Annotated in this window: 14 protein-coding genes and 1 pseudogene; 10 read left to right on the top strand and 5 right to left on the bottom strand. The window is 70.1% G+C overall.

What is annotated here, in order from left to right; translation table 11 throughout:
• Positions 1-6: 6 nt before the first annotated feature.
• On the bottom strand, positions 7-1014 hold the full coding sequence (locus tag ACFVHO_RS15805) for a hypothetical protein (RefSeq protein WP_385713872.1): 1008 nt from the start codon (positions 1012-1014) through the stop codon (positions 7-9).
• A gap of 331 nt (positions 1015-1345) precedes the next feature.
• On the opposite strand from ACFVHO_RS15805, the gene ACFVHO_RS15800 reads away from it, so the two are divergent.
• Positions 1346-1846, top strand: a complete 501-nt coding sequence (locus tag ACFVHO_RS15800) for a DUF2637 domain-containing protein (RefSeq protein WP_385713870.1) — start codon at positions 1346-1348, stop codon at positions 1844-1846.
• A 256-nt stretch (positions 1847-2102) separates the two neighbouring features.
• Here the strand turns inward: ACFVHO_RS15800 and ACFVHO_RS15795 are convergent, their stop codons facing one another.
• Complete coding sequence (locus ACFVHO_RS15795; RefSeq protein WP_385713868.1) at positions 2103-2465, bottom strand: ANTAR domain-containing protein; 363 nt, start codon at positions 2463-2465, stop codon at positions 2103-2105.
• A 701-nt stretch (positions 2466-3166) separates the two neighbouring features.
• Between ACFVHO_RS15795 and ACFVHO_RS15790 the strand changes: the two genes are divergently transcribed.
• From ACFVHO_RS15790 to ACFVHO_RS15765, 6 genes are all read left to right on the top strand, one after another.
• The gene (locus ACFVHO_RS15790) at positions 3167-3535 is read left to right on the top strand and encodes a VOC family protein (RefSeq protein ID WP_385713867.1); all 369 of its coding nucleotides are present in this window, start codon (positions 3167-3169) and stop codon (positions 3533-3535) included.
• 210 nt (positions 3536-3745) lie between these two features.
• Positions 3746-4207, top strand: coding sequence for a monovalent cation/H+ antiporter complex subunit F (locus ACFVHO_RS15785; RefSeq protein ID WP_385713865.1), 462 nt, complete (start codon positions 3746-3748; stop codon positions 4205-4207).
• A 27-nt stretch (positions 4208-4234) separates the two neighbouring features.
• Entirely contained in the window at positions 4235-4504 is a 270-nt protein-coding gene (locus ACFVHO_RS15780; protein WP_385713863.1) for a Na(+)/H(+) antiporter subunit B, read from the top strand.
• A complete protein-coding gene (locus ACFVHO_RS15775; protein ID WP_385713861.1) occupies positions 4501-5262 on the top strand; it encodes an MnhB domain-containing protein in 762 nt (253 codons plus the stop codon). The genes ACFVHO_RS15780 and ACFVHO_RS15775 overlap by 4 nt, the downstream gene beginning before the upstream one ends.
• The gene (locus ACFVHO_RS15770; protein WP_385713859.1) at positions 5259-5609 is read left to right on the top strand and encodes a sodium:proton antiporter; all 351 of its coding nucleotides are present in this window, start codon (positions 5259-5261) and stop codon (positions 5607-5609) included. Before ACFVHO_RS15775 ends, ACFVHO_RS15770 begins: the two co-directional genes overlap by 4 nt.
• The gene (locus ACFVHO_RS15765) at positions 5606-7363 is read left to right on the top strand and encodes a complex I subunit 5 family protein (protein ID WP_385713857.1); all 1758 of its coding nucleotides are present in this window, start codon (positions 5606-5608) and stop codon (positions 7361-7363) included. The genes ACFVHO_RS15770 and ACFVHO_RS15765 overlap by 4 nt, the downstream gene beginning before the upstream one ends.
• 61 nt (positions 7364-7424) lie before the next feature.
• On the opposite strand, the gene ACFVHO_RS15760 is transcribed toward ACFVHO_RS15765, so the two are convergent.
• Both ACFVHO_RS15760 and ACFVHO_RS15755 read right to left on the bottom strand, forming a co-directional pair.
• Positions 7425-7751 (bottom strand): plasmid stabilization protein, encoded by a 327-nt coding sequence (locus ACFVHO_RS15760; protein ID WP_385713855.1) that lies wholly within the window; start codon positions 7749-7751, stop codon positions 7425-7427.
• An 84-nt stretch (positions 7752-7835) separates the two neighbouring features.
• Positions 7836-8198, bottom strand: a pseudogene (locus ACFVHO_RS15755) (polysulfide reductase); the annotation flags it as partial.
• Positions 8199-8445: 247 nt separating this feature from the next.
• Between ACFVHO_RS15755 and ACFVHO_RS15750 the strand changes: the two are divergent.
• Both ACFVHO_RS15750 and ACFVHO_RS15745 read left to right on the top strand, forming a co-directional pair.
• The gene (locus tag ACFVHO_RS15750) at positions 8446-9081 is read left to right on the top strand and encodes a chemotaxis protein CheB (protein ID WP_385713854.1); all 636 of its coding nucleotides are present in this window, start codon (positions 8446-8448) and stop codon (positions 9079-9081) included.
• A gap of 260 nt (positions 9082-9341) precedes the next feature.
• Complete coding sequence (locus ACFVHO_RS15745) at positions 9342-11165, top strand: thiamine pyrophosphate-requiring protein (RefSeq protein WP_385713852.1); 1824 nt, start codon at positions 9342-9344, stop codon at positions 11163-11165.
• A gap of 791 nt (positions 11166-11956) precedes the next feature.
• Here ACFVHO_RS15745 and ACFVHO_RS15740 read toward each other — a convergent pair.
• A complete protein-coding gene (locus ACFVHO_RS15740) occupies positions 11957-12373 on the bottom strand; it encodes a CBS domain-containing protein (RefSeq protein ID WP_385713850.1) in 417 nt (138 codons plus the stop codon).
• Between the two features lie 312 nt (positions 12374-12685).
• On the opposite strand from ACFVHO_RS15740, the gene ACFVHO_RS15735 reads away from it, so the two are divergent.
• Complete coding sequence (locus ACFVHO_RS15735) at positions 12686-14788, top strand: catalase (RefSeq protein WP_385713848.1); 2103 nt, start codon at positions 12686-12688, stop codon at positions 14786-14788.
• Positions 14789-14843: the final 55 nt, after the last annotated feature.

Here is a 14843-nt window from a genome sequence, read left to right as displayed (position 1 = left end):
GGAGGGTCAGCCGTGCGGGCCGGTGCCCGGGCCGCGCGCCGCGTGGTAGCAGCGCACGCGGGCCTGGACGAAGGCCTCCGCCGCCGCGTCCGCGTCACCGGGCGCCTGCGTGCGGTACGTCCACGGCACGGTCGTGTAGAAGGGGTCGAGCGCCTCGAACACCCGGACCGCGTCGTGGAACTGGTGGGCTCCCCACAGCGCGTGCGCCAGGTGGTTCAGGTCGAGCAGCGACGTCGACTCCGGCCGCGCGTGGTCGAACCACAGCTGGAGCGCCCTGAGCGCGCTGCGCGTGGCGTCCTCCCCGACCCAGTGCAGGTCCAGGGCACGCTCGTTGCCGCCCTCGCGGCGGTAGCGCTCCACGCGCGCGTACAGCGGCAGCACATGCAGCGCCGAACCCGCGGGGGCCGCGGCGGACGCCCAGTGCACGAAGTTCACCGCCTCGGTGAGCGGCGCCCCGGGCCTGCGGTTGTACGCGAACTGGAGCATGCGGTGGTACGCCTCGCGGTTGCCGGGGTCGCGCTTCTCGGCCTCGGCGAGGATGTGCCAGGGGCCGGGGAACAGCATCGGCTCCGGCGCGGCCACCCGGTGCTCGTCCCACCGCTGGCCCTCGTCGAGCTGGGCGAGGGCGAGCAGACAGATCCACGGGACGGGGTCCTCCGGCGTGGTCTGCGAGGCGACCCGGCAGGCGTCGTTGGCCTCCCGCCACAGCTCGTTGGTGTGGCGGTGGCCCGCGCGGTGCGCGCGCAGGGCGCGCTCCACCGTGACGCGGGTGTGCAGGACCGTCGCGGCGACGCTGCGCGGCTCCTCGGCGAGCCAGGCGCGCACCACGTCGGAACCGGCGACGGCCGCGGCCAGGATCTGCGTCCGCTGCGTCCACAGTCCCCAGTCGGGGGTCTCGGTGAGCAGGTTCCTCGTCGACACCCAGCGGCCTGCCTTGAGGTCCTGGAGCACGGCACGCAGGGGAGCGTCGTGACCGGCCGGGTGATACACCGGGCGGGCTAACGGCATCGGCATGGGTCCTCTGGGCTCTGGCTGAGCGGGTGGGGGGTGTTCCGCGACGGACGAAGGGGTGAACGGGGAGTTAACGCGGTGTACGGGGCGGGGCGGATGCTGTTGTGGGGGTGTACGGGTCGGTGAAGTGGTGTGCGAGTTACTGATGTTGCTCGGCGGTCAGTGTAGGGCGGAGTCTTCCGATTACCGGTCGGTCCCCGGATCTTTCTTGACCAAGTTGTGTCAACACGGCGCGCCGGTGTGAACGTTGCGTACCTTGTGGGTCGTTTGCGTCGGCGGCACCGCGCTACTGGCCCCCATTCATGACCAGTTGGAGAGGAAGGAGGAGCCACGGATGACGATCGCCGAGCACGACCGCACGCTGCCGTACGTCAGCATCCGCGGAGTGACCGACTTCCGAACAACAGGACGTGGTGGGGGACCGGTTGGGAGATCCACTCCCGTGCCGGGGAGGAACGGGTCGGCGAAGGAACTTCATGTGGACTCTCGGGTACTCCCGCCCCAGCAGCCTGGGGGACTTGCCCTGGAGTCATGGCTTCGGCGCCTGTGTGCCTTAGCCGTGGTGACCGTCGCCGCCAACGCCTCGTACGTTCACCAACGGGAGTTTGCCGTGCAGGCCGGGGCGGATGAGGTGAGTGCCGCGTTGTGGCCGCTCTCGGTCGAGCCGTTGGCTCATCGGCAGGACGGCGGCGGGCCGCCTGTGGGCGATGAGGCGGAGGCGCGGGGACAGGCCAGTGGGAGCGAGCGGCAACGAGGTGACCCGCTGCTCGATCAAGCCCGGCGTTTGGAAGCACAGATGAGCCGACCACGAGGGCCTGATAGCAAGGTGGTTTAAGGAGCGAGTGGGGGTAGTGATGGGGGCCCGAACAGCCCCGCAGCAAGGTGTCACGTATGGACCCCGGATTCGGCAGCGGCCCCGGGGACGACCCCGAGGTGTACGAGCCCAACCAACCCGCGGTCGAGGCCGCCCCGCCGTACGTTTTCTGTTGGTAGTCGATGGCGAGATGACTGCGACTTCGCTTGACGGCAGTACCGGCCTTGCGGTGGCGAAGGTCACGCGTCGCATACGCATCTGCGAGCTGTGTCCGTGATCACTCGCTGACCTGCGACCTGTCCTGTGCCGCCCGCTCCCTCTTGCGCACGTCGAGCTGGCGCTCCAACTCGCCGCGCAGCGCATCATCAAGGCTCCCGGTCCGCCCCCACTCGACGATGCGCTCGGCAACGATACGGAGTTTGACGTTGGTTTGCATGGAGACCTCTCGCAGGACGTCCCATGCTTCGGCCGGCGACAGCTGGCCAAGAGCCAGCACGACGCCGATGGCCTGGTCGACCGTCTCGTGCGAGGTGACCGCATGCTTGAGATGCTGGACCTCGTCGCGGAGTTCCACGACCTGCTCGGCCGTGACTTCGTCCTTGTTGGAGCCATGTCCAAGGTGGCCGGCATCGGTAGGCAAGGAGGGCCTCCACGGGGACTGGGGGGAAGCGGCCTGCATCCACAGAATCCTTGATCAACGAACCCAGTGCAACACTCTTACGCTGCATCGAGGAGAGTCCTTCCCCGTGGACGCGTCTGTTGGCTGATTGTTCGCTGTGCGGTTCTCTCCGTGACCCGCCGTAGTGGTGTGCGACCCTGCGGCGGTGATCCGGGCGCCTCCTGTATGGCTCGTCCGTAGCGGGGCACCCGGGAGGTGCATCACAGGTTTGGGCGAGCCCTGCCCGCCTCCGTGAGCTAGGGCGCTGTCGACCCCTGTGCGGTCCGGCTCTTGTCCGCGTACGTCTCGGCTCCGCAGAGGCCGGTGCCGTCGTGGAGACGGAACTGGACGTGATCGCGGAGTGGTTGTACGTCACACAGCGGCTAGTTCCTCTTGGCTGTGAGGCGCCTATCCGCTGGGACGACTTCCTCCTTCCGCTCCTGGACGGATCCTGAGCACCTTTCCCAAGGACCCGCCCGATCATCGACACGCAGGCGTCCGGGTGGGGCCGTTGAAGTGGGAGTACGTGGAAGAGTGTGTTCTCGGCAGCCGCCCGCGCAGGGTCTGGAAGCGGCTTTGACATGGTGCCTCGGTTTTCGCATCGAACCGCTGTGTGCGAGCCCCGGCTCAGGGCACCCGTAGCCGGCGAAAGACGTGTCACAGACGTGGACAAGGAGAACACCGTGCCCGTAGCCACATACTGTCTCGTCGCTGTGGACTGCCCTGATCCTTCTGCCCTGGCGGCCTTCTACGCCGCCCTCCTCGGGGGAGAGATCAAGCAGGACGGGGAAGATTGGTACGACCTGTACGTCCCGGGCGGCCATCGCATCGCCTTCCAACGAGCCGAGGGGCACCAGCCGCCCCAGTGGCCCCGCGCGGACGACTCCCAGCAACTGCATCTCGACTTTCACGTCACGGACATGGCAGCGGCAGAGAGCCAGGCACTGTCGCTCGGCGCCATGCCACTGGACCTGGACGACCAGGACGGGCAGCGCGGTTTCCGCGTCTATGCCGACCCTGCGGGCCACCCGTTCTGCCTGTGCCGCGCCTGACACCCTCCCCGCGTACGACATGAGAACGGCGTGGTGGCGCGCCGGAGCTCTCCGCACCGGTGCGGAGTTCCTGTCCTGGTGGGTGGTTCTTGTCGCACTGTGGATCGTTCTGATCAGTGGCGTCGATGTGATGGAGCTGACAGTCGGGGTCGGCTGCGCACTGGCCGGGGCGTCGGCAGCCACAGCGGCTCGGCGTGCGGCGGGCTCCGAATGAACGCCTGGCTCTGGTGCGGGGCCGCGCTCCTGGGAGCGGGGGTGCCCGCCGTGGTCTGGGGGGTGGCGTCCGGCCCGCTGGCCCGCCGGGTGCTGGTCCAGAACGCGGGCAGCACCGTCGTCGCACTCGCCTTCCTCCTGATCGCGCAGGGCTACGGGCGCCCCTCCTACGTCGATCTCTCCCTGGTCCTGTCCTTGCTCGGCCCCGCGGGCACGCTCGTGTACGTGCGTCTGCTGGCCGACGACTTGCCCGTCGGCAGGCCGCGCGGGGCTACGGCGGTGACGGCTCTGTGCGTGGCGGGCTCCCTGACGGTGACGGTCGCCGTGTGCGCGGCGACCCCCTTCGGCAGGCCGATGCTCAAGCTCCTTCTCATCGGGACCCTGGTGTCCTTCGGCAACGTGATCGCCTCGCGGGCGCTGTCCGTGGGTGTGGTGAAGAAAGCGGACGCGGCGCGATGAGCGGCGCGAACTCAGAGGTGAATCGTTTTGGGCAACGATGTGATCGTCTCCCTGTGTCTCTTGCTGGTCGCCGCGTCGGCGACGGTGGCGGTCGCGGTGCGGGAGCCGGCCCGGCAGGCGCTGGTGCTCGCGGTGCTGGGCCTGTCCCTTGCGGCGCTCTTCACCGTCCTGCAGGCACCGGACGTGGCACTGTCCCAACTGGCCGTCGGGTCCGTGCTGACGCCCCTGATGATCCTGCTGTCCGTCCGTAAGGTCAGACGCCGTGGGCACCCGGCCGGTGACAGGACCGAGCGGTGAGCATCCGTATGCGGCGGTGGGTCCTGGGCATCGGGGGGATCGGTCTGGCGTCGCTGCTCGTCGCCGCGTTCGTGCGACTGCCACGGTTCGGTGGCGATCGACACCCGTACGGTGATCGTGCGACCGGCGAAGCCCTCGGCCGACGCACCGCGAACGTGGTCTCGTCGGTCAATTTCGACCTGCGTGCGTTCGACACGTTGGGCGAGCAGTCCATCCTCTTCGCCGCCGTCCTGGGGACCGTCGTCCTGCTCCGTCAGACCCGCGACGAGGACCGTGTGCCGCCGGGCTCCGTCGCCGTCGACCGTTGGGTTCGGCGCTACGCGCTGGTGGCCCTCCCCATGGTCCTGGTGGTCGGTCTGTATGTGGTCGCCCACGGCCAGTTGAGCCCGGGCGGCGGTTTCCAAGGAGGCGTGATCGTGGCCACCGCCGTCCACCTTCTTTACGTCGGGGTGGACTACCGGGCTCTCGAACGGATCCGGCCGGTGGCCCTGTACGAGGTGGGTGACGCGGTCGGCGAAGCCGCCTTCCTCCTCGTCGGCGTTGCCGCCCTGATCGGAGGTTCCGCCTTCCTGGCCAACACCCTTCTGCCGTACGGGACGTTCAACACCTTGTCGTCGGGCGGGATCGTGCCCCTGTTGAATCTGGCAGTCGGCATCGAAGTGGCCTGTGCGGTGGTCGTGTTGGTGTCCCGCTTCCTCGACCAGGCAGTGGAGATCACCGATGCCCCCTCCCACGCGGGGGAGACGGGCACGGCGTGACCCACACATGGCCCTACGTGATCGCCGGGTGGATCTTCCTCGTCGGCTGCTACGGACTGGCCACGAGCCGGCACCTGGTGCACGCCGTCGGCTGCCTGACCGTCTGCCAGTCCGCGACGTACGTGCTGCTCCTGGCCGTCGGCTACCGCGAGGGCGGCACCGCACCGGTCCACTCCGACATGGCTCCGCGTTCGCGCCCGCTGGTCGATCCCGTGGTGCAGGCGCTCGCTCTCACCGACGTGGTCGTGGGAGCCACGGTCACCGCCCTGCTTCTGGCGCTCGTGATCCAGGTGGCCAAACGGCACGGCACCACCGATCCGGACGAACTGTCCGAGCTGCGCGGATGAGCCGACTGCTGCCTCTGCTCGTGGTCCTGCCGCTGCTGGGCGCCGCCCTCCTTGTCGCGGTCGGCCGCCTGCTGCCACGGGCCGTCACCGACGGGATCGCCGCCGCGGTGGCCCTCTCGACCGCGGTGCTCGCCGCCCTGCTCCTCAAGGACTCCTCACCGGGCGTCACGGAATGGGGCGGGGGATGGGAGCCCGTCGACGGGAAGAGCGTGGGCATCGTGCTGGTCGGCGATGCCCCGGGCACGGGACTCGCCACGCTCGTCTCCCTGCTGACCGTGGCCGTACTCGCCTACTCCTGGCACTACTTCGACGAAGTGCCGAAGGGGCACAAGGGAGCATTCCCGTCGCTCGTGCTGCTCTTCCAAGCGGGCATGTGCGGATTCGCGCTGACGGGTGACCTCTTCAACGCCTTCGTCTTCTTCGAGTTGATGAGCGTCGTCGCGTACGCCCTGACGGGCTACCGGGTGGAGGAGCCCAAGGCCGTTCAAGGAGCCCTCACGTTCGGTGTCATCAACTCCCTGGGCGCGTACGCGACGTTGATGGGGATCACGATGCTGTACGCCCGCACGGGCGAGCTGGGCATGCGGCAGATCGGCGACGCGCTCCGCGGCACAGGCCCCCCGGACGCACTCGTCCTGGGCGCGTTCGTTCTGGTGATGACCGGGCTGCTCGTGAAGGCCGCTGCCGTGCCCTTCCACTTCTGGCTGCCGGATGCCCACGCCGTGGCGCCGACTCCGGTCTGCATGCTGCTGTCCGGAGTCATGGTCGAACTCGGCGTCTACGGTGTCTGGCGCGTCTACGCCACCGTCTTCGCGGGGCCCGGTGGGCTGCCCGCGGCCGACTTCACCCATTGCCTCGTCGGTCTGGGGACGGTCACGGCCCTGCTCGGTGCGCTGCTGTGCTGGCAGCAGCACCACCTCAAGCGACTGCTCGCGTACTCGACGATCGCCCACACGGGGCTCTTCCTCGTGGGGATCGGTCTCCTGCGGCCCGAGCCGACCGCAGGAGTCGCCCTCTACGTGCTGGGACACGCGGGCGCCAAGGCTGCGCTGTTCGCGTGCACCGGCATCCTGTTGGACCGGTACGGCAGCGTGGACGAACGTGAACTGCACGGCAAGGGGAAGGAGTTGCCGGTCGTCGCCGCGCTCTACGGCATGGCCGCGCTGGCCCTGACGGGCTTGCCGCCCTTCGGTACAGGCCTGGGGAAGGGCGTGATCGAGGAGGCCTCGGGGGGAGCGGCCACCGTGCTGTTCCTCGTTGTCTCCGTCGTCACGGGCTCAGCTGTGCTGCGCGCCGGGGCGCGGGTGTTTCTGGGCGCGGGCCCGCGGCCGGACCCCTCGTCGTCACCCGCGTCCACCTCCGGGGACGAGGAGCCCGAGACACGCGCACCCCTGGGGCGGCGGGTTCCTCTGCCGATGGTGGCCGTGCCCGGAGCGCTGCTGGCGGGCGCGCTGGCCGTGGGGCTCGTGCACGCCGTGGCCGCAGGGGCCGGCCAGGCGTTCGGCGGCCCGCAAGCCCCCGTACCGCACTGGACGCCCGCCACCCTGCTCAGCGGCGCGCTGTCCACGGCGTGCGCGGCAGGGTGCGCCGCCCTCGCCGTGCGGCGGACGGTGCCGACGGAGCCGTACGCGTGGGCAGCACCTCTGCGGCGACTGCACTCGGGGCACATCGGGGACTACGTCGCCTGGTTCGTGCTGGGCACGGCCGCACTCGGCGCGTTGGCGCTGCCGGGCATCGTGGGCCTCCAGCCCTGAGGCGGTGGCCTCGGCGAGCCGGGGCCGGGTCGTGGGCGTGCACCCGCGCGGCATGCTGCGCTCAGCGGTCGACGGCCTTGGCCAGTTCCGCCTTGTTCATCGACGAACGGCCCTTGACGCCCTTGCGTTGCGCCTCGGCGTAGAGCTGGTCCTTGGTGGGCCCCTGGGCTCCCTGGTGTGAGCGTTCACCGCCGCGCTGTGATGCCGACTTGGGGTCTTTGGTGGAGGTGCAGCTGGCCGTGCGGGATTCACCGGCACGGGCCCGTTCCTTGTTCACTGTGCGCGCGGCGATCTCCTTGGCCCTCTTCGTGGATTCGCCCCGCTGCTGCGCGCTTTCCTTGATGTGCTCGTACTGACGTTCCCTCTTGCGGTTCGATCCTGCGGGCATGACACGTCCTTCCGTCGAGTGATGCTCTTCTCCAAGGGGCTCACAGTGCGGGGCTCCGCGCTACGTGACTGCCTGTAGCGGCGGTCACGGTTCGCGCTGTTCCCTGCGTGCGCGCTGTGGTTCCACGGTGTACTTCGGGTCCTGGGCGGATGCCACTCCCGCCGCGAACACCCCGAAACGCGTGCACGCGGAGCCCGTGAGAAGCGCCAGGCCCGAGGCGATCGCGGCCGGTCGCCGGCCGCCAAGGACGGCGGCGAGCGACGCCCCCGCGAGGGTGAGCGCCTGGGCCGTACGCAGGAGAGTGCCCGCCCTGCCCTGCCGATATGTCGCGGCGACCGCACCGAGACGCCGCTCGGCCGCCTTCGTCGCCACGGTGTCCGCGAGTGCGGCGAGCCCGGCGGCGCTGCGGGCCGGCGTGTTCTCCCGGACCGGACCGACGACCAGAGCCGTGTGCGCTCCGATGTCACGGCGCTTCCACTACCGTGCCCTTCCGCACGCCACGCGACCGCGCACTGGGTACCTGGCTGGGCACGCGCCAAACGCGCGGGGGCCTCTGAAAAAGTCCGGCCCAGCTCAGAAGCACCGCGCGACGTTCGTTCACGCAGAGCCAGGGAGCGTCTCACTGACGTTTATGTGGCCCGTCCCGCGGTAGTCGGACGCGAACGGCCGGACCTGTGGGGGTGTGAGCAGCGCTATGGACGAGGACAGCCAGGGAGCGTCGGAGGACGACGCCCGCGCCCCCTTCGCCACCGTGCTGGTGGCCTCCTCCGCCGGGGGCATTCCTGCCCTGCGGACCCTCCTGGGCGGGCTGGATGCCGCGCTGCCGGTGCCCGTGCTGGTGGCCCAGCACCTGCACCGTTCCCGTGAGACCCGCATCACCGCCATCCTGTCCCGGGCCACCGCCTTGACCGTCACCTTGGCCCAGGGCGGGGAAACTCCCCTGGCCGGGACGGTCTATATCGCCCCGCCCGACCGGCACCTGTGTGTGCGCAGCACCGGCAGACTCGGCCTGACGCAGGAGGGCCGGGTCCACTCCGCACGCCCGGCCGCCGACCCCCTCTTCGCATCGGCCGCGCAGACGTACGGGCCACGCGTCATCGCCTGCGTCCTGACCGGGGCCGACGATGACGGCGCCCAAGGCGTGAAAGCGGTCAGGACGCAGGGCGGCACCGTCATCGTGCAGGACCCCGAGACGGCCGAATTCCACGGCATGCCCCGCGCCGCCATCACAACGGGCCAGGTGGACCACGTGCTGCCTCTGGACGCCATCGCACCGGCCCTCAGCCGTCTCCTCCGCATCCCCGGCCCCGAGCGGCGCCTCCCTTCGTGAGCAGTGGTGCCGCCCGATGCGTGGCGCGCATGGGGCTCGGTGTGCGGGGTACCGGGCTCAGGACGCGCTACCCGGGCGGGTCCCCCTAGCGGCAAGAGCTCGCCGCCCGGACCCTCGCCCCGACCACCGCGGGGCGTCCGGTCATCGCCCGTGCCGCGGCCGCCGCCGTCGGCACTGCGGCCCTCGCCGTCCGTGCCCGGCGGCCATCGAGGAACGACGGCGCACCCGCCCCGATCCCGCTGGACAGAAAGGTGATTTCTGTGTCGACAAAAGTCTCCGACTACCTGCTGCAACGCCTGCGGGAGTGGAACGTGGAGCATGTCTTCGCCTACCCCGGCGACGGCATCAACGGACTGCTCGCCGCCTGGGGCCGCGCGACGAACACACCGCGGTTCATTCAGGCCCGGCACGAGGAGATGGCCGCGTTCCAAGCCGTCGGCTACGCCAAGTTCTCCGGCAGGGTGGGCGTCTGCGCGGCGACCTCCGGGCCCGGCGCCATCCATCTGCTCAACGGGCTGTACGACGCCAAGCTCGACCACGTCCCGGTGGTCGCGATCGTCGGACAGACCAACCGCAGCGCGCTGGGCGGCTCCTACCAGCAAGAGGTCGACCTGCTCAGCCTCTACAAGGACGTCGCGGGCGACTACTGCGAGATGGTCACCGTCCCCGAACAGCTCCCCAATGTCCTGGACCGGGCGATGCGCACCGCCTACGCCCGCCGCACCGTCACCGCGGTCATCGTCCCCGCCGATGTGCAGGAGCTGGATTACTCCCCGCCCGCGCATGCCTTCAAGATGGTCCCCTCAAGCCTGGGCATGGCCGAGTACGCCCCCGTCCCGGCGGACCACGCGATCACCGAGGCCGCCGAGGTCCTCAACGCCGGCGAGAAGGTGGCGATCCTCATCGGGCAGGGCGCGCGAGGCGCTCGGGCCGAGGTCGAGCAGACCGCCGACGTCCTGGCGGCCGGGGTCGCCAAGGCATTGCTGGGCAAGGACGCGCTCCCCGACGACCTGCCGTATGTGACCGGCGCGATCGGCCTGTTGGGGACCCGGTCCAGTTACGAGATGATGCGGGACTGCGACACGCTCCTGGTCATCGGATCGAGTTTTCCCTACACCCAGTTCATGCCCGATCTGGACCAGGCCCGCGCGGTCCAGATCGACATCGATCCGCACCTGGTCGGGATGCGCTACCCCTTCGAGGTCAACCTGGTCGGTGACGCGCACGAGACCCTCAAGCGGCTGCTGCCCCGGCTCACGCCGAAGAAGCACGGAAAATGGCGGCGGAAGATCGAGAAGGACACCGCACGCTGGTGGGAGGTCATGCAGCGGCGCGCCGCTGTCGACGCCGACCCCGTCAACCCCGAGTACGTCGTGCACGCGCTGGACTCCCTACTGCCCGATGACGTGATCCTGACTGCCGACTCGGGCTCCGCCGCCAACTGGTACGCCCGCCACCTGCGGCTTCGCGGTGCGATGCGCGGCTCGCTGTCCGGCACCCTGGCCACCATGGGGCCCGGCGTCCCGTACGCCATCGGCGCCAAGTTCGCCCACCCGCAGCGGCCGGCCATCGCCCTCGTCGGCGACGGCGCGATGCAGATGAACGGCATGAGCGAACTGATCACCGCTGCCAAGTACTGGGAGCAGTGGGAGAATCCGCAGCTGGTCGTGGCCGTGCTGAACAACCAGGATCTGAACCAGGTGACCTGGGAGATGCGGGCCATGTCGGGCGCCCCGCAGTTCCTGCCGTCCCAGGGCATCCCGGATGTCCCCTACGCCGATTTCGCCCGGTCCATCGGGCTTGGCGGCCTCCGCGTGGAGAAGCCCGGTGATGTGGCGGACGCCTGGCACCAGGCGCTGTCCGCCCGTCGGCCCTTCGTGCTCGACTTCCGCACCGACCCCGCCGTGCCGCCCATTCCGCCGCATGCCTCCCTCGATGAGATCGAGGCCGCGGCCACCTCCATCCTCAAGGGGGACAGCGACCGCGCAGGCATGGTCCGGCAGGGCTTCAAGGCCAAGGTGCAGGAGATGCTGCCGGGCGGTCGGCACCGGCCCGAGCGGCCGGGCGCGGACGAGGGCCAGTGAACCGCCGGGCACGGACAGAAGGGAAGCGCGACGGGGCCGACTGACGGCCCATCCGGCACGCCGCCCGGCACCGGACGTGCTGTCCGGCCCTCCGGCAGTCGAGGAGCGGCCGGTCACGGCGACAGAGGAATTCGGCAATGTCGCAGACCGTGGTCATCACGGGCGCGAGCGTCGGGGGCAGCCGGGCCACGGCCCGCCTCTTCGGTGCCCGAGGGGCCCGCATCGCCTTGCCGGCCCGCGGGAAGGCGGGCCATCCCGCTGCAGTCCGCCTACTGCGGCGCCGAGCACGCCATCAACGGCTTCACCTCGGCGGTGCGCACAGAACCCCCGCGCCGGCACAGCCGGGTGAGCCTGACGGTGGTACGACTGCCCGCTGTCTCTGATCCAACCGCTTGGCGCCCGCCCTGCTCGACCGCTATCCGGCCCGCACCGGATTCGACGCCCAGCAGACCGGCGCAGTCCACGAGCCGACCGCCGACGGCACCCTCCCGGACGGCAACCTCTGGAGCCGGCGGACGATGCAGGCGGTCGCGATCACGGCGCCCATGGGGCCTTCGACGACCGCGCGGCCGACCACTCCCTGCAGGCGGCGCTCGCCCGCCATCCCGCCCGCACCACCACGGTCGCGCCACCGGGCGGGGCGACGGTGAGCACACTGCCTGCACCGGCTCCCCGCCCGAGCGCCCGATGTCATCCGCCCTTCACGCAGGGCCTCACGGAGGGCCGCTCACAGGGCTGGACGGACGACACCCCTGTGTGCTCTGCGCATGCTCTGCCCCGTCGAGCGGCCGCTACTCGCTGGAGAGGGCTTCCAGCAGGTCGCCGACCTGGGGGTCGGGCAGCGCGCGGGCGACGTCCGCTTGGGCGACGATGCCGACCAGACGTTGCTTGTCGATGACGGGGAGGCGGCGCACCTTGTGCGTGGTCATGGTGCGCAGGATCTCCTCGACGCGGTCGTCCGCGCCGATGGTGACCACTTCGCCCTGGGAGAGGTCACCGGCGGTGACCTTCCCGGGGTCCTGGTCGGCGCCGAGTACCTTGATGACGATGTCGCGGTCGGTGACCATGCCCTTGAGGCGGTCGTCGGTTCCACAGATCGGCAGCGCGCCGACCCCCAGTTCGGTCATCTTCCGGGCGGCCTGCAGCACACTTTCCTGTTCGCCGATGCATTCGGCGCCAGGCGTCATGATCTCTCGTGCGGTGGTCACGTTGTTCCTCCCGTCGTGGGTGTGGTCTTGCGCCCCGGGCAAGTACCCCGGAGACCCACGGCAAACCGGCCCCCGGGCGCCCGCGCTTTCACGAAACGGGTGCCGTGGTCCGCAGCCGGTTTTGTGAGGGTTCCCGGGGGATACCCGGCGGGCTGTCCGTTGTCCGCCGCAGGAGCGCATCCCGCCCGTGACAGCGGGTCCCCACGCCGTCATCACGCGCCGCAGGCCGGACGGCCTCAGGTTGTTCTGCGCGGCGTTCACCCCCGCGTTCGCCACCACCCAGGCCACCGGAATCGAAGCAAGGAGTCCCCGATGACGTCCCAGAACCGCAAACAGTCCCAGCGCGACGCCTACCGGGCCGCCGATCCGGCAGACGGCCCGCTCACCACGGACCAAGGGGTCCCAGTGGGCCACACCGACGACTCGCTGACCGCAGGGGAACGCGGCCCGACTCTCATGGAGGACTTCCACTTCCGCGAGAAGATCACCCGCTTCGACCATGAGCGCATTCCCGAGCGGGTGGTGCACGCGCGCGGTGCGGGCGCGTACGGATTCTTCGAACCGTACGCGTCCTGTGCGGAGTTCACCCGGGCCGCCTTCCTCCAGGACCCCTCCGTGCGCACTCCGGTCTTCGTTCGCTTCTCCACCGTGCAGGGCCCGCGCGGCTCCGCCGACACCGTGCGCGACGTCCGCGGTTTCGCGACCAAGTTCTACACCGCGGAGGGTAATTACGACCTGGTCGGCAACAACTTCCCGGTCTTCTTCATCCAGGACGGGATCAAGTTCCCCGACTTCGTCCACGCCCTCAAGCCCGAACCGCACAATGAGATTCCCACCGGCGCCTCCGCGCACGACACCCTGTGGGACTTCGTCTCCCTTCAGCCGGAGACGCTGCACGCCATCATGTGGCTGATGTCGGACCGCGCCATCCCGCGCAGCTACCGCATGATGCAGGGCTTCGGTGTCCACACCTTCCGCTTCGTGGACGCGGCCGGGCGCGGCACGTTCGTGAAGTTCCACTGGAAGCCGAAGCTGGGCGTGCACTCACTGGTGTGGGACGAAGCCCAGGAGTGCCAGGGCCGCGACCCGGACTTCAACCGCCGCGACCTGTGGCAGGCGATCGAGAACGGAGAATTCCCGGAATGGGAACTGGGCGTACAACTGGTCGCCGAGGAGGACGAGTTCGCCTTCCCCTACGACCTGCTGGACGCCACGAAGATTCTCCCTGAGGAGCAGGTGCCGGTCCGCCCCATCGGCCGGATGGTGCTCGACCGCAACCCCGACAACTTCTTCGCCGAGACCGAGCAGGTCGCCTTCCACACCGCCAACCTCGTTCCCGGCATCGACTTCACCAACGACCCGCTCCTCCAGGCCCGGAACTTCTCCTACCTGGACACCCAGCTGTTGCGTCTCGGCGGCCCCAACTTCGCCCAGATGCCCGTCAACCAGCCCGTCGCCCCGGTCCGCAGCAACCAGCGCGACGGCTTCCACCAGCACGCGATCCACAGCGGCACCAGCTACACACCCAACTCCCTGGGCGGCGGCTGTCCGGCCCTCGCCAGTACCGAGCAAGGTGCCTTCACCCACTTCACCGAACGCGTCGACGGCGCCAAGATCCGCCGCCGCAGCCCCGGCTTCACCGACCACCACAGCCAGGCAGCGCTCTTCTGGCACAGCATGGCCGACTGGGAACAGCGGCACATCGTCGACGCTTTCCGCTTCGAACTGGGCAAGGTGGCGGCCCGGCACGTCAGGCGGCGCACCGTCGCCGAACTGGCGCATGTGGACCACGCGCTGGCCGCTTCGGTCGCCGAGGGGATCGGCGTGCCCCTGCCCGAACGCGACCCGGCCGCAGCCGAGCGCAAGGCGTCCTCTCCCGCCCTCTCGTTGGAGAGCCTGCGCGGCGACGGCTCCATTCGCACCCGCCAGGTCGCCGTACTCGTGGGCGAAGGCGTGGACGCCGCCCAACTCGACGTCGTGCGAGCGGGGTTGGAGGAACAGGGAGCGGTGGTGGAAGCCCTGGCCGCCATGGACGGCAAGGTGACGGCAGCCGACGGGGACTCGTACACCGTGGACCGCGCGCTGCCCACCGTCGCCTCGGTCCTCTACGACGCGGTCCTGATACCGGGCGGACCGGCCCGTCCGGCGCCGTGGCCCGACGCGGCGTCCCTGCGGTTCCTGCGGGATGCCTACCGGCATGGAAAACCCATCGGCGCAATCGGCTCCGGCGTCGGCGCGCTCAGCCAGCTGGACCTGGAGGGACTGCGGACCGCCTCCGAGCCCGGGCGGCCCGTCAGTGACCACGGGGTGGTCACTGACACCTCCACCGGACCGGACGCCCGGGAGTTCACCCGAGCCCTGGCAGGGGCCATGGCCGCCCACCGGCACTGGAGCCGGCCACCGCTCCAGCACTAGGACTTGCCACCGCTACCGCGCCAGGACTTGCCTGACGATTGATCTTGCGGCAGGT

This window comes from Streptomyces sp. NPDC127108 (assembly GCF_042677545.1).
Taxonomy (GTDB): Bacteria; Actinomycetota; Actinomycetes; order Streptomycetales; family Streptomycetaceae; genus Streptomyces.
The sequence above is the reverse complement of the archived record's forward strand: the minus strand, read 5'-3'. Positions and strand labels throughout refer to the sequence as shown.